General features: G+C 71.5%; 17 protein-coding genes and 1 riboswitch. Of the genes, 8 read left to right on the top strand and 9 right to left on the bottom strand.

What is annotated here, in order from left to right; genetic code table 11:
• Positions 1-23 precede the first annotated feature (23 nt).
• On the bottom strand, positions 24-965 hold the full coding sequence (locus AB0K02_RS22165; protein WP_365994219.1) for a glucosyl-3-phosphoglycerate synthase: 942 nt from the start codon (positions 963-965) through the stop codon (positions 24-26).
• A 116-nt stretch (positions 966-1,081) separates the two neighbouring features.
• Positions 1,082-1,226: riboswitch (SAM riboswitch) on the top strand.
• Positions 1,227-1,243: 17 nt separating this feature from the next.
• Here AB0K02_RS22165 and thrC point away from each other — a divergent pair.
• The 4 genes from thrC to groL all read left to right on the top strand — a co-directional run bounded on the left by thrC (position 1,244) and on the right by groL (position 5,365).
• Positions 1,244-2,548, top strand: coding sequence for a threonine synthase (gene thrC, locus AB0K02_RS22160; protein ID WP_365994218.1), 1,305 nt, complete (start codon positions 1,244-1,246; stop codon positions 2,546-2,548).
• Positions 2,545-2,820 carry a MoaD/ThiS family protein gene (locus tag AB0K02_RS22155; protein ID WP_018847107.1) on the top strand — a complete coding sequence of 92 codons (276 nt, stop codon included), beginning with the start codon at positions 2,545-2,547 and terminating at the stop codon, positions 2,818-2,820. The genes thrC and AB0K02_RS22155 overlap by 4 nt, the downstream gene beginning before the upstream one ends.
• 406 nt (positions 2,821-3,226) lie before the next feature.
• The gene (locus AB0K02_RS22150) at positions 3,227-3,430 is read left to right on the top strand and encodes a cold-shock protein (RefSeq protein ID WP_005315736.1); all 204 of its coding nucleotides are present in this window, start codon (positions 3,227-3,229) and stop codon (positions 3,428-3,430) included.
• A gap of 312 nt (positions 3,431-3,742) precedes the next feature.
• Positions 3,743-5,365 (top strand): chaperonin GroEL, encoded by a 1,623-nt coding sequence (gene groL, locus AB0K02_RS22145; RefSeq protein WP_365994217.1) that lies wholly within the window; start codon positions 3,743-3,745, stop codon positions 5,363-5,365.
• A 187-nt stretch (positions 5,366-5,552) separates the two neighbouring features.
• On the opposite strand, the gene AB0K02_RS22140 is transcribed toward groL, so the two are convergent.
• The 3 genes from AB0K02_RS22140 to AB0K02_RS22130 form a co-directional block, all read right to left on the bottom strand.
• Positions 5,553-6,392: a hypothetical protein gene (locus AB0K02_RS22140; RefSeq protein ID WP_365994216.1), complete on the bottom strand. Its 840-nt coding sequence runs from the start codon at positions 6,390-6,392 to the stop codon at positions 5,553-5,555.
• A 205-nt stretch (positions 6,393-6,597) separates the two neighbouring features.
• Positions 6,598-6,807 carry a DUF397 domain-containing protein gene (locus AB0K02_RS22135; protein ID WP_365994215.1) on the bottom strand — a complete coding sequence of 70 codons (210 nt, stop codon included), beginning with the start codon at positions 6,805-6,807 and terminating at the stop codon, positions 6,598-6,600.
• A complete protein-coding gene (locus tag AB0K02_RS22130; RefSeq protein ID WP_365994214.1) occupies positions 6,788-7,630 on the bottom strand; it encodes a helix-turn-helix transcriptional regulator in 843 nt (280 codons plus the stop codon). The genes AB0K02_RS22135 and AB0K02_RS22130 overlap by 20 nt, the downstream gene beginning before the upstream one ends.
• Positions 7,631-7,745: 115 nt before the next feature.
• Between AB0K02_RS22130 and AB0K02_RS22125 the strand changes: the two genes are divergently transcribed.
• Both AB0K02_RS22125 and AB0K02_RS22120 read left to right on the top strand, forming a co-directional pair.
• On the top strand, positions 7,746-7,967 hold the full coding sequence (locus tag AB0K02_RS22125; protein WP_365994213.1) for a hypothetical protein: 222 nt from the start codon (positions 7,746-7,748) through the stop codon (positions 7,965-7,967).
• Positions 7,964-8,182, top strand: coding sequence for a hypothetical protein (locus AB0K02_RS22120; protein WP_365994324.1), 219 nt, complete (start codon positions 7,964-7,966; stop codon positions 8,180-8,182). Before AB0K02_RS22125 ends, AB0K02_RS22120 begins: the two co-directional genes overlap by 4 nt.
• 3 nt (positions 8,183-8,185) lie before the next feature.
• On the opposite strand, the gene AB0K02_RS22115 is transcribed toward AB0K02_RS22120, so the two are convergent.
• Positions 8,186-10,039: a protein kinase gene (locus tag AB0K02_RS22115; protein ID WP_365994212.1), complete on the bottom strand. Its 1,854-nt coding sequence runs from the start codon at positions 10,037-10,039 to the stop codon at positions 8,186-8,188.
• A gap of 43 nt (positions 10,040-10,082) precedes the next feature.
• The gene (locus AB0K02_RS22110; protein WP_365994211.1) at positions 10,083-11,321 is read right to left on the bottom strand and encodes an MFS transporter; all 1,239 of its coding nucleotides are present in this window, start codon (positions 11,319-11,321) and stop codon (positions 10,083-10,085) included.
• 261 nt (positions 11,322-11,582) lie between these two features.
• On the opposite strand from AB0K02_RS22110, the gene AB0K02_RS22105 reads away from it, so the two are divergent.
• Positions 11,583-12,593 (top strand): hypothetical protein, encoded by a 1,011-nt coding sequence (locus AB0K02_RS22105; RefSeq protein WP_365994210.1) that lies wholly within the window; start codon positions 11,583-11,585, stop codon positions 12,591-12,593.
• Positions 12,594-12,666: 73 nt separating this feature from the next.
• Entirely contained in the window at positions 12,667-13,263 is a 597-nt protein-coding gene (locus AB0K02_RS22100; RefSeq protein ID WP_365994209.1) for a dihydrofolate reductase family protein, read from the top strand.
• Positions 13,264-13,320: 57 nt separating this feature from the next.
• Here the strand turns inward: AB0K02_RS22100 and AB0K02_RS22095 are convergent, their stop codons facing one another.
• The 3 genes from AB0K02_RS22095 to AB0K02_RS22085 form a co-directional block, all read right to left on the bottom strand.
• Positions 13,321-14,853 carry a serine hydrolase gene (locus tag AB0K02_RS22095; RefSeq protein ID WP_365994208.1) on the bottom strand — a complete coding sequence of 511 codons (1,533 nt, stop codon included), beginning with the start codon at positions 14,851-14,853 and terminating at the stop codon, positions 13,321-13,323.
• 99 nt (positions 14,854-14,952) lie between these two features.
• Positions 14,953-16,269, bottom strand: a complete 1,317-nt coding sequence (locus tag AB0K02_RS22090; protein WP_365994207.1) for an MFS transporter — start codon at positions 16,267-16,269, stop codon at positions 14,953-14,955.
• Entirely contained in the window at positions 16,266-16,865 is a 600-nt protein-coding gene (locus AB0K02_RS22085; protein WP_365994206.1) for a helix-turn-helix domain-containing protein, read from the bottom strand. The genes AB0K02_RS22090 and AB0K02_RS22085 overlap by 4 nt, the downstream gene beginning before the upstream one ends.
• Positions 16,866-17,033: the final 168 nt, after the last annotated feature.

The raw sequence follows: 17,033 nt of genomic DNA, 5'->3' as shown, positions 1-17,033 counted from the left end.
ACAGAACGGACAGAGGTTCCGGCTTATGCCGCGCGACGCGCCGCGTACTCACCGATCTCGCGCATAGGCGGCCGCTCCTCGGTGTCCACCGGGTGGTTCCGCGGCACGAATCCGCGCTCGCCGCGCTCGAACTGGGTGAGCTCGGGCCGCACCAAATGACCCCGGGCCAGCCGCAGTTGCGCCGTGCGGTAGATCGTCGCCGCCATCCGGCCAAGTGCCTGACCGTCCTGGTGGCGATGCCTGCGCGTGCCCACGTCGACCTGGGCGAGCGCGTCGAGCCCCACCAGGTTGAGGGCGTCCACCAGCAGCCCCAGCTCCACTCCGTAACCGACCGGGAACGGCAGTTGCTCCAGCAGGGAACGCCGGGCCGCGTACTCGCCGCCCAGCGGCTGGACGAAACCGGCCAGTTGCGGCCAGTGCAGATTCAACAGCGGCCGCGCCACGAGCTCGGTCACCCGGCCGCCCTGAGCGGGGGCGCCACCGAACGGGCGGTCGTACATCGCCTTGACGAACTGCACCTCGGGGTCGGTCAGCAGCGGCCCGACGATCCCGGCGACGAAGTCCGCGGAGAACTCGCGCAGGTCCGCGTCCACGAAGCACACGATGTCACCGCTGGTCACCAGCAGTGACCGCCACAGCACCTCGCCCTTGCCCGGCACCGCCGGTATGCGCGGCAGGACGGTGTCCCGGTGGACCACCCGCGCGCCCGCCGCGGCCGCCACCTCGGCCGTGCGGTCGCTCGACGCCGAGTCGATCACCACCAGCTCGTCCACCAGCGGAACGGGGCCCGACATCAGCCCGTCGCGTATCGCGGAGACGATCTCCCCGACCGTCTCCTCCTCGTTCAGGGCCGGCAGCACCACGCTGACCGTGGTGTTCTTCTTGGCGGCCAGCAGCCGGCCGAGCGGGCGGTCGGCCACCGACCAGGACCGCCGGGCGAGCCAGCGCTCCACCTCATCCAGCACGTGATCTCCATCTCGCGGATCGGACGACCATCTCAAGCGTCCAGGGGTTCGGTTACAGTCTTGAACAACGCGCAGGACGGCCGCATGTCGGGGTCGCCGCGCCGACAACCGAATACCGCTCATCCAGAGGGGCAGAGGGACACGGCCCGTTGAAGCCCCGGCAACCCTCCAGCCGATCTCTGCGCACATCGCGCGAGGCTCACGGCTAGGGAAGGTGCCAATTCCGTCTCGCGGCGAGATGCGCCGCGGGGAAGATGAGGAGAAAGGGCCTCGCCTCCATGGCTGTGCAGACTGTTGCCACCACCAACGACTCCGCCGGTTCCGCCGGATCCGTCGACCTGGGCCCCGCCTCCGGGCTCTCCTGCCGCGAGTGCGGCGAGCGGTTCGACCTCGGTCCGATCTTCGCGTGCGAGGTCTGTTTCGGGCCGCTCGAAGTCGCGTACGACGTGCCGAGCGGCGACCCCGAAGCCCTGCGCGAGCGCATCGAGTCCGGCCCGGAGAACATCTGGCGCTACGCGCCGCTGCTGCCCGTCCCGGCCGACGTCGCGGACAAGCCGAACCTGAACCCGGGCTGGACCAAGCTCGTCAAGGCCGACAACCTGGCCCGTGAGCTGGGCGTCGAGGCCGGCAAGCTGTTCGTCAAGGACGACTCCGGCAACCCGACGCACTCCTTCAAGGACCGCGTCGTCGCCCAGGCCCTGGAGGCGGCCCGCGCCTTCGGCTTCACCACCCTCTCCTGCTCCTCCACCGGCAACCTCGCGGGCGCGGTCGGCGCCGCCGCGGCCCGCGCCGGCTTCCGCTCCTGCGTGTTCATCCCGCACGACCTGGAGCAGGGCAAGGTCGTCATGGCCGCGGTCTACGGCGGTGAACTGGTCGGCATCGAGGGCAACTACGACGACGTCAACCGCTTCTGCTCCGAGCTCATCGGGGACCCGGCCGGCGAGGGCTGGGGCTTCGTCAACGTCAACCTCCGGCCGTACTACGCCGAGGGCTCCAAGACGCTCGCCTACGAGATCTGCGAGCAGCTCGGCTGGCGGCTGCCCGACCAGATCGTCATCCCGATCGCCTCCGGCTCCCAGCTCACCAAGATCGACAAGGGGCTGCAGGAGCTGATCAAGCTGGGTCTGGTCGAGGACAAGCCCTACAAGATCTTCGGCGCCCAGGCCGAGGGCTGCTCCCCGGTGTCCGTCGCCTTCAAGGCGGGCCACGACGTGGTCAAGCCGCAGAAGCCCGACACCATCGCCAAGTCCCTGGCGATCGGCAACCCGGCCGACGGCCCGTACGTGCTGGACATCTGCCGCCGCACCGGCGGTGCGGTCGAGGACGTCACCGACGAGCAGATCGTGGACGCGATCAAGCTGCTGGCCCGCACGGAGGGCATCTTCACGGAGACCGCCGGCGGCACGACCCTCGGCGTGGCGAAGAAGCTGATCGAGGCCGGCGTCATCGACCCGTCCCTCACCACGGTCGTCGTCAACACGGGTGACGGCCTCAAGACCCTCGACGCGGTGGCGCCCACGACGGGTATGACCGCTGTCATCCGACCCAACCTGGACTCTTTCCGAGAGGCTGGCCTCGCATGAGCGTCAACGTCCGTATCCCCACCATCCTCCGCACGTACACGGGCGGGCAGGCCGAGGTCCCCGCCGAGGGTGCGACCCTGGCCGAGGTCATCGCGGACCTGGAGAAGAACCACACGGGCATCGCGGCCCGCGTCCTGGACGACCAGGGCAAGCTGCGCCGCTTCGTCAACGTGTACGTGAACGACGACGACGTCCGCTTCGAGCAGGGCCTGGAGACGGCGACGCCGGACGGTGCGGGCGTCTCGATCATCCCCGCCGTCGCCGGCGGCTGATCTCCCACGCGTCATCCCGCGTTATCGGTATTGCCCCCTCCGCGAGAGAAGCGGAGGGGGCAATTCTGCATGGTTGAGCGCGGTAGAGTCTGGGAAGCCCCCTCCGCCGGCCGCTCGGCAATGCGTTCTCGTTCCACGAGAATGCGCCAAAGTGAGCGATCGAATTGCGCCGAAAGTGGCACTTTGCCGGGCCCGACTTGCCCCGGAATTCAATGAATTCGCATGGATCGGCCGATCGGTCCTGCGCAGATTTCTCGTCCGATTGACCTGTTGCAGAGGGCAGTTGGGCAGATACATTCAGCCGCGGTCGACGCGTTCCGGCGCACACCCCTCCTGCTGGGGTGAGGTCTGACCCGGGTCCGCGAAGTGCGGTCCTGTGCAAGGGCCAGTAATAGGGGAGTTAGGCATGGCTCAGGGCACCGTCAAGTGGTTCAACGCGGAGAAGGGGTACGGCTTCATCGCGGTCGACGGTGGTGCGGATGTTTTCGTCCACTACAGCGCGATCCAGATGGACGGATACCGCACCCTTGAAGAGGGTCAGCGAGTCGAGTTCGAGATCTCGCAGGGCCAGAAGGGTCCGCAGGCTGACATGGTCAAGCTCGCCGTCTGATCCGATTGATCCAGGCGCGTTCGGCCACCGACGCACTCACGCACGAGGGGCTCGCCTCCCGGTCACCGGGATGCGGGCCCCTCGTGCGTGCGCCGTGGCGGTCGCCGTGAGCGTCAGGCGCTTGCACTCTCAGGGGTCGAGTGCTAATCATTGGCGTTAGCACTCTCCGAGTGAGAGTGACAGAACTTGGATCGGGTCGGTGAGGTCCGCAGGCCGGGTGGGGCAAGGAACCACGCGGCACGCAGACCGTCCGTCGCGGGCGCCGGATGCGATCCGAAGGCAATCCACCCCAGTCCGGGAGGACCACTTCACATGGCCAAGATCATCGCGTTCGACGAGGAGGCACGGCGCGGTCTCGAGCGCGGGATGAACCAGCTCGCCGACGCCGTCAAGGTCACCCTTGGTCCCAAGGGTCGCAACGTCGTCCTCGAGAAGAAGTGGGGCGCCCCCACGATCACCAACGATGGTGTGTCCATCGCCAAGGAGATCGAGCTCGAGGACCCGTACGAGAAGATCGGCGCCGAGCTGGTCAAGGAAGTCGCCAAGAAGACGGACGACGTCGCCGGTGACGGTACGACCACCGCGACCGTTCTCGCCCAGGCGCTCGTCCGCGAGGGTCTGCGCAACGTGGCCGCCGGCGCCAACCCGATGGCCCTCAAGCGCGGCATCGAGAAGGCCGTCGAGGCCGTCTCCGGCGCCCTGCTGGAGCAGGCGAAGGATGTCGAGACCAAGGAGCAGATCGCTTCCACGGCCTCCATCTCCGCCGCCGACACCCAGATCGGTGAGCTCATCGCCGAGGCCATGGACAAGGTCGGCAAGGAAGGCGTCATCACCGTCGAGGAGTCCCAGACCTTCGGTCTGGAGCTGGAGCTCACCGAGGGCATGCGCTTCGACAAGGGCTACATCTCGGCGTACTTCGCCACCGACATGGAGCGTATGGAGGCGTCCCTCGACGACCCGTACATCCTGATCGTCAACTCCAAGGTCGGCAACGTGAAGGACCTCCTTCCGCTGCTGGAGAAGGTCATGCAGTCCGGCAAGCCGCTGCTGATCATCGCCGAGGACGTCGAGGGCGAGGCCCTGTCCACGCTCGTCGTGAACAAGATCCGCGGCACCTTCAAGTCCGTCGCCGTCAAGGCCCCGGGCTTCGGCGACCGCCGCAAGGCCATGCTGAACGACATCGCCATCCTCACGGGCGGCACGGTCATCTCCGAGGAGGTCGGCCTCAAGCTCGAGAACGCCGGCCTGGACCTGCTGGGCCGCGCCCGCAAGGTCGTCATCACCAAGGACGAGACCACGATCGTCGACGGTGCCGGTGACAGCGACCAGGTCGCCGGTCGCGTCAACCAGATCCGCGCCGAGATCGAGAACAGCGACTCGGACTACGACCGCGAGAAGCTCCAGGAGCGCCTCGCGAAGCTGGCCGGCGGCGTGGCCGTCATCAAGGCCGGCGCCGCGACCGAGGTCGAGCTCAAGGAGCGCAAGCACCGCATCGAGGACGCCGTCCGCAACGCGAAGGCGGCCGTCGAGGAGGGCATCGTCGCCGGTGGTGGCGTGGCGCTGCTCCAGGCTTCCTCGGTCTTCGAGAAGCTCGAGCTCCAGGGCGACGAGGCGACCGGCGCCAACGCCGTGAAGCTCGCGCTGGAGGCCCCGCTGAAGCAGATCGCCGTCAACGGTGGTCTCGAGGGCGGCGTCGTCGTCGAGAAGGTGCGCAACCTGGCCGTCGGCCACGGTCTGAACGCCGCGACCGGCGAGTACGTCGACATGATCGCCGAGGGCATCATCGACCCCGCGAAGGTCACCCGTTCCGCCCTGCAGAACGCGGCCTCCATCGCGGCGCTGTTCCTCACCACCGAGGCCGTCATCGCCGACAAGCCGGAGAAGGCCGCCGCGCCTGCCGGTGGCGGCATGCCGGGCGGTGACATGGACTTCTGATCCTTCACGGATCGGCAGTTCGCACGCTGTACGGACCGAGGGCGGCACCCCACTCCCAGGGGTGCCGCCCTCGGGCGTCTCCCGGGGCCGCCCGCGGCCGTCCGTCCTCAGCGCTCGTAGTGGTACCGGCAGGCGGCGACGCGGATCTCGTCCTCGACGACCTTCCGCAGACGGACTACGGGCAAGGTCATGTGTGTGTCGTCTCGGGTGGGCGGGACGCCGCCGCTCTCGCCTCGGCCGCCAGGGCGCGGACGCGGGAGGGTGGGAGCGGCGGAGGTGGGGCCGACCGCGTCCCTCGGCAGTGGGCGCACCTGCCGGACCGCAGGTCCCCCGCCCCGGCCGGACGCCCGCACTCGCCGCATTCCAGGATGCGTACGGGGAGGGGCTTCGGCGGCGGCGCGGGCGGGAGCTTGTCGACCAGCCGGCGGCGGGCGAGGGCGGCCGGGTGGTGGACCGGGGCAGGGAGTCCGGTCGTGAGCGCGTGCAGCACCTGCCGCTCGGTGGCCTCCCGCGCGAACCACTCCTCGACCAGCGGCGCGAGGGTCGTGCAGTCCGCGTGGGACAGCGACATCACCGGGTTCTCCCGCCCGAGGGCGGCGAGCAGGATGTACGCCCGTGAGCGAGTGGGCCGGGGCGGCCGTTCCTCCGGCACGTCGCCCCGCTGGTACGCCGCCCACCACGCGTCGTCCCGCGCGGCACGCGACCACCAGGTGCGCGTCACCCACTGGGAGCTGCCCGACGCCGACGTCACGCATTCCAGGCCGCGCCGCAGATGGCCGGCCGCGATGAGGGAGTTGAGCGCCTTGCCGACCGCCCACTGGCCGTACGGGGTGTACTTGGCCAGCGTCTTCACCGAGATGTCGCTGGTGTCCGGCAGCTTGTCGATGTACGCGGCGATGGCGGCTTCGCGGGGCCGCAGATGCGTGAAGTCGTCGGCGGTACAGGGAGGCTGGCCCGGGACCGTCCGTTTGCCGTAGCCGGGGTTGGCGAGGGGATGCGGGGCAGCACTAAAGTGGCCGTCAGCCATGGATCGAGTCCGTTTCGATCTGGTGGTGAGACCCCCGCAGGTGTTCCCGCACCGGGCGGGGGTCGTCGTTTATCGGAACGCTAGAGCGTGATGACGCTGCGTGGCAAGTCGGTCACCGTGCAGGGTGGGAGGGTGGGTTGAGGCCCATCCACCCATTCCTCTCAAGAGCGCTCGACTCTCGTAACTTGAGCTCCGGGAAACGGGGTTACGCCGTCTTGAGGTTCGTGACGAAGGCGGACCAGGCGGCGGCCGGGAAGACCAGGCGCGGGCCGTCCGGGTTCTTGGAGTCGCGGACGGGAACGATGCCGGGGTGGGCTGTGGCGACCTCCACGCAGTTGCCGCCGCTGCCGTCGCTGTAGCTCGACTTGAGCCAGACTGCCGTCGTCAGGTCGTACTCAGGGCTGCTGGTCTTCATGCGTGTAATCCTCCGCCACTGACTCGATCAGGGCCAAGGATGATTCCGGCGACAGTGCGCTGGCCCTGACGAGATCGTAGGCCAGCTGATGGCGGGTGACCGTGGCCGGACAATCCTCCAACTGGCCAGTGCCCGGGCCCTCCAGATAGGCGAGTGGGGGTGCGTCATGGAAGGTCATCAGCTTGAGAGCGCCGCCCATCGACGCGTGCGCTCCCGCGTCGAAGGTCAGTACCTGCACGATGATGCGATGGCGTCGTGCAAGCCCCGCAACATGTCGCAGGGCCTCTGCCGTCACCGCCTTGTCGCCCACCTGCCGACGTAACACCGCCTCGTCCAATACGGCCCATAACAACGGTCTTGTGGGATCGGTCAGCAGGCGCGCGCGGTCGAGCCTCGCCTCCACCAGATCATCGATGACATCCTCCGTCGCCGTCGGCTGGTATGCCCGGAACACCGCCCGTGCGTACGCCTCCGTCTGCAAGAGGCCAGGAATCAGCAGCGGCGCGTACTCCCTGATCGTCTCCGCCATCGCCTCCGCCTCCGCCGCCTCCGCGAAGTGGTCCGGGTAGCGCGACTTGCCGGACACCTCGCAGTTGCGTGCGAAGAAGTCGTCCGTGTCCAACAGTTCGTCCAGTTGGACCGCGTGCTCGCGGAGGATGCGGCGCGTGCCCGCCTCCATCTGGCCGATGTACGAGCTGCTCACGAACAGCGGGCGGCCCAACTCGTCCTGCGTGAGGCCGGCTTTCATGCGGGCGTGGCGCAGTTCCGCGCCGAGCAGCGCCCTGGGGGACGTGGACGGGTCGAGATCCTTGGGTCCGGGCATGGTGCAACTCCTGGCTCAGCAGGTCGCGTTGTTGGGTCACCGTCTCTTCCCAGGCTAGCGACGCTCGGACACGCTGGGTGAGGAAAGCGAACACTCAGTGGTGGAGGTGCCAGGCATGGGGCAGGTCGTGCGTTCGGGGGAGCGGCTGCGGGCCGCCGAGGAGGTGGTCGCACAGCTCCGGGACGGGCTCGGCGTGGTGTCGGTGACACTGCCGTCGCTGCGGGTCGACCCCGTCTCGCTGGCGAGCGACATGCCGTATCCGCTGGTGGACCTGGGGCGTTGCAACCTCGACACGGCACTGCGGCTGGCCGCCGTCCTGCAGGGGCTGGAGAAGTGACGGCCGACGTCCCGGAGCTCGGGGAGTACGCCGTCGACACGCGCGACGGGCGGGTGGGCGTGGTGATGGGGTGCGTCGGGACGTACGTGCAGCTGCGCCCGCCGGGTGGTGGCCGGGAGTGGGACTGCCCGCCCGGGGACGTACGGCCTGCCCTGCCCGGGGACGTCCTGCGCGCCCGGGTGCGGGAGCGCAACGCGTTGGGGCGGCTGCCGTAGTGGTCAGGAGTTGCGCCAGAGCTGTGCCGTGTCCGAGGGATCGCAGGAGGCCGACTCGAAGCCGATGGAGCTGGGCATCGCCAGGCAGATCTTGTCGGCGACGTTCTGCAGGGTGTGGCCGCTCGGCTTCGTCGCGGTGGTCTGCCATGCCTGGGCCTCGGAGCCGTTGCAGTCCACGATCGCGATCCCCGCGTGGCTCCGGGATTCGATGCAACGGCCGGTGCCCCGGCTGACCAGCCGGAACGTGGTGCCCGAGATTGGTTCGTACGTCCACCGGTAGTTCATGGTGGTCCCGTTGCCCGACGGCGCGCCGCACACCGAGTTGGAGACCGACGAGCCCGAGTAGGCGGAGTACGAGTCGGCCAGACACCTGCCCGTCGCGGCGCCCTTGAGCAGGTACGTCCCCGAGGGCGGGGACTGGACCGGGGGCTTGTCCCCGTCTGTGGTGCCGGAGTCGCCCGAGCCGCTCGAACCGCCGGAGCCGGAGCCGCCGGAGCCGGCCGAGCCTCCGGCGGCGCTTCCGGCGCCGGCGTCTCCCGTGCCGTCGTTCCCGCCACCGCCCGGGGCGCCCGGGGAAGCGGGCGACGAGCTCGATCCCGGCTGGGGGCCCGGAGGGCGGGACGACGGCGGGCTGGGCTTCGGGGATGGCCCGCCGGTCGCCGACCCGGAGGGCGAGACGACGGCCGTCGGGGTCGAGGCGCCGGGACCCGCGCCCTCGGACGAGCGGTCGAAGGGGCCGAGGGCGATGGTGAGGGTCGTGCCCACGACCACCACGACGGGCATCGCCAGGATCAGCACGCGGGTGCGGCGTTCGCGCGGCGTGCGGGGAGCGGTGGCGCTCGCCTCGGGCGCCGCGGGCCCGCTCGCAGGCTGGGCGGGCGCGGGAGCCGGCGAATCCGGCTCGGGCTCGACCGCCGGCGGCGGGTTCGCGGCGAAGGCGGCCCGCTCGGTGATCCGGTCCATGACGGCAGGAGGCCACAGGGAGGTCACCGCGGCCGGCACATGACCACGGGCGCGGTCGAACAGCTCGTCGGCCGTGGGCCGTTGGGAGGGGGCCTTCGCGAGGCACGACTCGACGAGGGCCGACAGCTCGGAGTCGGCCTCGGGCAGCCGGCCGAGGTCGGGGTCGGTGTGGACGATGCGGTAGAGCAGGCCGGGCCCGGACCCGTCGCCGAACGGCGGGCGTCCGTTCGCCGCGTACAGCAGCAGGCTGCCGAGCGCGAACACGTCCGCCGCGGGCGACAACCGGCGGTCCGCCACGGCCTGTTCCGGTGCCATGTACGCCGGTGTGCCGATGGCCACGCCCGTCCGCGTCAGCCTGCTCTGGTCGGCCGCCCGCGCCACGCCGAAGTCGATGAGGGTCAGGCCGTCGAGCGTCAGCATGACGTTGGAGGGCTTCAGGTCGCGGTGCACGATGTCGGCCGCGTGCACGGCGCGGAGGCCGTCCGCCGCGTCGCGCAGCAGCCGCCAGAGACTGTCCACCGGCAGCGGGCCGTCGTGCAGGCGCAGCGCCTCGCTCAGGGTGATCCCCGGGATGTACTCCGTGGCGAACCACGGCGGTTGGGCGACACGGTCGCCGGCGAGCAGCCGCGCGCTGACCCCGGCAGGCAGCCTCGCCAGGTTGTCCAGCTCATGCCCGAAGTGGCGCAGGAAGTTCTGGTCCTCGGCGAGGGCGGGCGGCATCCGCTTGACCGCGGCGTACTGCCCCGCCGCCGTACCGAGGTAGACCCGGCCCATGCCCCCCGAGCCCAGGACGCCGAGAAGGGCGAACGAGCCGATCCGCCGCGGATCCGACGGCTCAAGGGGCTTCGCCCCGCTGCCGCTCACATTGGAGTGATCACCTAATCCCCCGTGCATGGCCGACAGGCTAGCTCAGAGCGGACCGGTTGCCGCACCCTCCTCAGGAGACGGAACGGGCCGGCCCGCCCCGCCCCAGGGCGACGGCAACCGCCAGGTACGGCACGGCCAGCAGCGCGAAGACCACGCCGTGCGACACGCTCGAGGACAGGGCCGCGTAGGCGCCGTAGGCGGCCAGGGACGCGAGGCTCGTGCCCAGACCGGTCAGCGAGGTGACCGTCGCGCGGCTCGGGCCGGTGATCGCCGCCTGGAGGCGTACGTCGGCGAGAACGTCCGCCAACTGGAAGACGAGGAACGCGGCACCGACCAGTACGAAACCGGAGGGCGTGCCCGCGAGGGCCCCCGCCGCGAGGGCGCACGCCGCGGCGGCGACCAGCGCGCCGAGCGCACGCGCGGAGAGCCGTTCGCCCGCCGTCACCAGCAGCGAGCCGAGCGTCACGCCGACCCACACCACCAGCACGAGCAGCGGAACGGTCTCGGTCGCGACCCCCGTGGACGCGGCGAGCAGCGGCACGTACTCGTCGAGCGCTCCCCACAGCGAGGTGATCACGACGGCGAGCACCATCGCGTGCCGGACCGGCCGGCCGGCGCGCACCTCGGACAGGCCGGCCCGCAGCGTCGTCAGGTAACCGGGTCCCTTCGCCCCCTCGGGGCGGGTGCGGTCCCGGTGCTCGGGCAGTGTCGCGCCGACCGCCGCGCACAGCACGCAGGCGCCGATGCTCGCGCCCCACACCAGGGTGTGCCCGCCGACGGCGAGGGCGGGTGCGGCGGCCGCGGTGGCGGCGGCCGTCGCGGCCATGCTCACGGCGGCTGCCCTGCCCATGACCCGGCCGTACCGGTCCGCGGCGCCGAGCCGTTCGAGCTCGTCGTGCACCAGGGCCTCCGTCGCGCCCGAGCGCAGGGACCCGCCGACGGCCCAGAGCGCGAAGCCGGCGGCGTACGCGGCGTACGACGGTGTGACGGCCCACAGCGCGAAGCCGACGGCGGACAGCAGCGGGCCGGCGACCATCAGGGCCCGGCGCGAGACGGCGTCGGCCCAGACGCCGGACGGGACCTCCACCAGCACGCCGACGAGGCACCAGACGGCGAACAGGGACGAGATCTCGGCGGTGGTCAGGCCGTTCTCGGCGAACAGCAGCGCGTACAGCGGGTAGAGCAGGACGAAGTCCTCGAGTCCCGAGTAGGCGCAGAACCTGCGCGCGAGGGCGCGGACACGCGGGTCGGGGGAGCCGGAGTCGGAGGAGACCGGCGGGTCGGACGGGCACGGCGAAGCAGTGAGCATGGTGTGTGGTCCTTCTGTGGAACGGACGGGGACGCCGGGTGCTCACCCGCGCGGCGGCCCGCGACAGCCCGTTCCGGGACCTGCTGCCGTGGATCAATGTCGTCGTCGGCTCATACGGTCGAGGGTACGCCGGTGTGTGTCCGACGGCTCCTCGTTTTCGCGGCCCTGCGGCATCTGCCGTGATTCGGCGGGAAGTTGACTCTCCCCCGGGATCGAGCAGGATCGTCACCCGGTAGCACTCACCGCGGGGAGGAATCCGGCGTGACCTTCGGGGGACAGAATCCGTACGGCCCGACGTGGCAGCCGAACGGGGGCCGGCCGCCGTCCGCCGTGCCGCCGCACCCCTACGCGCCGCCGCCGTACGGGCCCCCTCCCTCGCCGTACGGCCCGCCCCCGTACCGGCCGCCCGCCACGCTGTGGCAGCGGTTCCGCGAGGACGAGTGGCCGCCGCTGCGGGAGGTGATGGGCCGGCTCCCGGTGCCCGGCTGTGCGTGGGCCCTGATCCTCTTCTGCGTCTGGCCGGTGCTCTTCCTGGTGGTCTGCTACCCGATCGCCCGCTCGGCGCGGCGCAGCGCCCGCTCGGTCTTCCCCGCGCACAGCCACCGCCGCATCCAGGACCCGGACGTCCTGCGGGTGCAGAAGGTCCGCGCCTGGATCGCGCTCGCCGCGTCCTTCACCATCCTGGTGGCCTACGGCACCGAGGCGGACTGGTCGCAGGCGCAGGACCAGGCGCTCTTCCGGCTCGCGGTCACGCCCTGGCTGCTGCTGCTCACGGCGCCCCTCGTGATCGCCGTCCTGTTCCGCCTCGCGCCCGCCCACGCGCGGGCGGCGATGCGCGCGCGGGTGCGCCCCGCCGTCCGCCTGGCGCTTCGGTACTTCGGCGCGTTCACGGCGGTGCCGATCCTGTTCGCCGGGGTCGTCTTCCTCAGCCGGGCCCTGCCCGACGGCGTGCTCAGCACGCTGCTCACCTTCGCGCTGCTCCTGCCGGTCCTGTGGGTGCTGTTCTTCGTCGTCTTCGCCTCGTCGACGGTCGTCCGGGGCGCGTTCGACACCGCCGAGATCCATGCCGCGCTCCCGGCCCTGCTGACGGGCGTACTGGTGTGGGAGCTCGCGGCGATCAACCTGGCGACGGCCGGAATGCCGCCCGGCCCGCCGCTCGTCCAGATCTGCGCGGTGATCGGCGGTCCGGCGTCGGTTTCGGCGGTGGCGTGGTGGGAGATCGGCCGGCTGCGCACCCGGTACGGAGTGACGCTGCGGGGGCGGGGCGCGTGAGCGCGATGATTTCCGGACGGCCTGGCAGTCTCTTCTTCCGTACCCACCGCAGTGATGAACAGGAGCGAGTCCCGTGCGCATAGTGACAGTTGAGTTCATGAGCCTGGACGGCGTCGTGCAGGCGCCGGGCGGTCAGGGTGAGGACACCGACGGCGGCTTCGCGCACGGGGGCTGGACGCACCCGTTCTTCGACCCGGAGGTGGTGGGCGGCACGTTCGACGACGCGCTGTCCAAGGCCGAGGCGCTGCTGTTCGGGCGCCGCACGTGGCGGGCGATGGCCGCCGCCTGGCCCGACCGCGCCGGTGACCCGTTCGCCGACCGGATGAACTCCCTTCCCAAGTACGTCGTCTCGCGCACGCTCGGCGACGACGAGCTGACGTGGGACAACACCACGCGCATCCCCGGCGACGAGGCCGTGGCCGAGATCCGGAAGCTGCGCGAGGCCGACGGCGGCGACCTGCTGGTGATGGGGAGTTCCGAACTGGTGCGCACCCTCCTGGGCGAGGGCCTGGTCGACGAGCTCCGGCTCATGATCATGCCGGTGCTCCTCGGCGGCGGAAAGAAGATCTTCCCCGACGACGGCGCGCTGCGGACGCTGGAGCTGGTCTCCACGGTCACCAGCGGTACGGGCGTGAACGTGTGCACGTACCGGCCGGTGACGGAGGCGTAGTCCGGGCGGGGCCGTTCGCGGGTGAAGGCCGCCGGGTCACTTGCCGGTTCTGCCGGTTCACTCGCGGGTGAAGGTGCCCAGGCCGTTCTGGTCGAGGCTTTCCACCTTCACCCGCGACGCCCGTCCGTCGTCGCCGACGGTGAACGTGACGCCCGTGCGGCCGAGCGCGTTCTCGCCCACCGTCTCGAAGCTGAACGTGTCACCGCTGTAGTGGGTGAGCACGAACCGCATCGGCTTCGGCCCCAGGTGCAGTGACAGCGCGCCGTTGTCGGCGGTGACGGTGAGCGGGCCGTAGTAGTCGTTGCGGTACGTCCCGGTGTACGCGCCGTCGGCTTTGGCGTCGGCGGCGCCGGGCGGCGGCTTGGTGTAGTCGGTCGGGGAGCGGTCGGCGTTCACCTCCTGCTCGTAGACCCGGGCGATCAGGGGGAGCCAGTCCCGCGTCGGCCTGCCCTGCTGTGCCGTGTCGAAGAAGTTCAGGGCGATGGAGTCGGCGAGACCCACCGGCTTGCCGTTGGTGAGCACGACGATGCCGAGCTGCTCGGCCGGCAGCATCGTCACGTTGGTGTTCGCGCCGAGCTCGAACCCGCCGGAGTGGCTCAGGCGCAGGCGGCCCTGGTCGTCGTAACTGACGTTCCAGCCGAGGCCGTAGAAGCCGGCCCGGTCCGTCGGGGAGGCGGGCGGCTGGGAGACGATCTCCGGAAGGTGGGTGCGCTGCAACTGCTCGGAGGGGACGATCTGTTCGCCCGCGAGCTTGCCGTTCGCGAGCTGCAGGCGCAGCCACCGGGCCATGTCACGCGCCGTGGAGCTGACTCCGCCCGCCGGCGACTGGGCGTCGGCGTCGCGGACGAACTTCGCCTCCCAGTCACCTTGCGCGTTCCGCACGTGGGTGACCGCCTTGTTCGCGGCCTTCTCGTAGTCGGCGAACGACGAGCTGGTCGACGCCATGCCGGCCGGCCGGTACAGCGAGTCCTCGGACAGCTTCTCCCACGTCGTGTCCTTCGCGTCGGCGACCGCCTCGGCCGCCGCGGTGAATCCGAAGTTGGTGTACGCGTAGCTCGCGCGGAATGGCGACAGGGGTTCGAACCGCAGGTGGCCGAGGATGTACTGCTGGTCATAGCCGAGGTCTTCGAGCAGGTCACCCGCGTGGTCGGGCAGCCCGCTGCGATGGGACAGCAGATCGGCGACCGTCACGTGCCGCGTCACCCACGGGTCCTTGAGCGCGAAGTCGGGCAGTTGCCGGGTCACGGGGCTGCCCCAGTCAATGGCCTTGTCGCCCACCGCGTCGGCGACGACGGTCGAGGCGATCGGCTTCGACACGCTGGCGAGCTGGAACACCGTGTCCGGGGACACGGCGCCCGCCCTGCCGACCTCGCGCTCGCCGAAGCCCTTCTGGTACACGACCTTGTCCTTGTGGACGACGGCCACGGCGACGCCCGGTACGCCGGTCCTCTCCATGCCCGCCCGGATCTGCCCGCTGAGCTTCGCGACGGCGTCGGCCACCTGCTTGTCCGTGAGCGCCGGGGCGGCGGCCGGGTGGGCGGCGGGGGACCGGGCCGGCGGTCCGGCCGTGGTCGCCGTGGCCGTCGTCATACACGTCGTCGCCAGCACAGAGGCCAGAACTGCCGCGCCGTACAAGCGGGATCTGCCCCTGCGGTGCCTTCCGTACCGTCGGACACCCATGCGTTCCATTCAACGCCAGGCGGCTGCTTCTGTCGCGCGGGGCGGTTCCGGGCCCGCCGTGAGGGGAGGGCGCGGAGCCGGGCGGCGGGCCCACAGCAGCGCTCCCGCGCACAGGACCGCGCCACCCGGGAGCCACGCGGGCGGGCCGGCCGGCAGGGCGCCCGCGACCACACCCGCCAGCGCGCCGACCGACTGGAGCGCGAGGGACCGCACGGACAGGGCTGTTGCGCGGACGGTGCTGTCGACGCGATGGTGCAGCAGGTCGTTCTCGTTGGGCCCCGCCGAGCCGAGGCCCAGGTAGACCAGGCCGTAGCCGAGGGCGGCGAGCGCCAGGGCCACCGGACCGTCCGACGCGGCGGTCGCACCGAGCAGGATCAGACCGGCGGCGCTCAGCCCGATGCTCGCGAGCACCGCGTGCTCGCCGCTGCCCGTCATCCGGGCCGCGAGCGGCGCGAAGTGGCTGCCGATCGCGGTGCAGACGAACCCCGCGCAGGCCAGGGCCGCGAACAGCACGGCACCGGACTCGGGTGCGCCCGTCAGGTGGGCGGCGCGGCCCGGGGTGAGCAGTTCGACCGTGGCCAGGCCGGCCCCGGCCGCGCCCGCTGTCAGCAGCAGCCGCCTGATCAGGGCGTCTCCCGCCCCCACGCGCAGTCCGCCGAGCACGGTGGCCGGTACGCCGCGCAGCACGGCGCGCAGCGTGGTGCGGGGCCGGGGCGGCTCGGGGAGGGCGAGCAGCACGAACACGACGTAACCGGCGCCGACGGCCGCGCCGAGCAGGGCCGGGGCGGAGAGCGGCAGCAGCAGGCCGCCGGTGGCCGGGCCGAGGCCGGGGCCGAGGAGGAGCGGCAGCCCGCCGCCGACGAGGGTCCCGGCGGCCAGCGCGGCGGCGGAGGCGGTGCCCGCGCGGGCGAGCCCGGTGCGCAGTTCGGCGCCCGGCCCCGAGTGGGCCTGGACCGTGTCGACGTACCACGCCTCCGCGGGGCCGCTGGACAGGGCGCGGCCCGAGCCCATCAGCAGCATGGCGACGGCGAGCGCCCAGACGGTGGTGCCGAGCGCGAGCACGGTGAGGGCGGCGGCGTTGAGCAGCCCGGCGGCGGCGAGGACGGGCCGGCGGCCGATGACGTCGGCGAGGCCGCCGGTGGGCAGCTCCATGACGGAGACGGTGAGCGAGTGGACGGCGAAGAGGGCGGCGACGACGGCGAGGCTCATGCCGCGCTCGGTCATGAGCAGCACCTGGGAGGGGATGTAGAGGCCGACCGGGAGCCAGAAGAGCCCGGTGGCGGCGACGAAGCGACGGCGGGCGGCACGGGGGTCGAGAGCCGTCACGGCTGCCCCTCCCCGGCGACGGGCAGCCCGGCGAGGAAGAGCACGACCTGCCCGGCCCGCGGGTCGTCCGCGTCGCGGGCGGCGAGCTCGGCCGCCGCGCGGTCGAACGTCGCCCGCAGTTCGGCCAGCGACTCCGGGGTCAGGCGCAGCACGAGGTCGGTGATGCCGGACGGCTCCAGCCACGCCTCGCCCAGGTGCCCGGAGCCGAGGTCCGCGCCGTGACGGGCGAGGGACCGCTCCAGGTGGTCGAGCTGTGCGCGGCGGGCCGCGTCGACGAAGGCCCGGCTCTCGTCGCTGTCCGCCATGGCGGCGTTGGACCAACTCGTGACGTCGTGCAGGGCCCGCCAGCGCCGTTCCCGGCCGTCACGGCTGCCGGCCTCTTCGATGAAGGCGTACTTGGCGAGGACGCGCAGGTGGTAGCTGGTGGACGCGGACGACTCGCCGGTGCGCAGGGCGAGTTCGCTGGCGGTGGCGGGGCCGTCCTGGCGCAGCATCCCGAGCAGCCGGATGCGCAGCGGATGCGTCAGCGCCTTGAGGGCGGCGGCGTCCCGCCGGGGGTCGAGGACGCGGCGGCGGAGGGGTATGTCGTCGGGCATGGGGCGAGGGTAGGGCGGGCCGCGCAGTTTCCCAAAGTATTTTTGCAGAATTTTCTTGGGGGATGTGCTGAACAAGGCCCGGACCAGACAGGGGACTTCATGGCACCTGCGGGTGTGGCCCGGTTGTCGGGGCTCTGCCCCGAGCCCCGCTCCTCAAGCGCCGGAGGG

Origin of the sequence: Streptomyces sp. NPDC049597, from assembly GCF_040675505.1 — a bacterium.
Taxonomy (GTDB): domain Bacteria; phylum Actinomycetota; class Actinomycetes; order Streptomycetales; family Streptomycetaceae; genus Streptomyces.
Note: the sequence above shows the minus strand (reverse complement) of the source record. Positions and strands in the feature narration are given on the sequence as shown.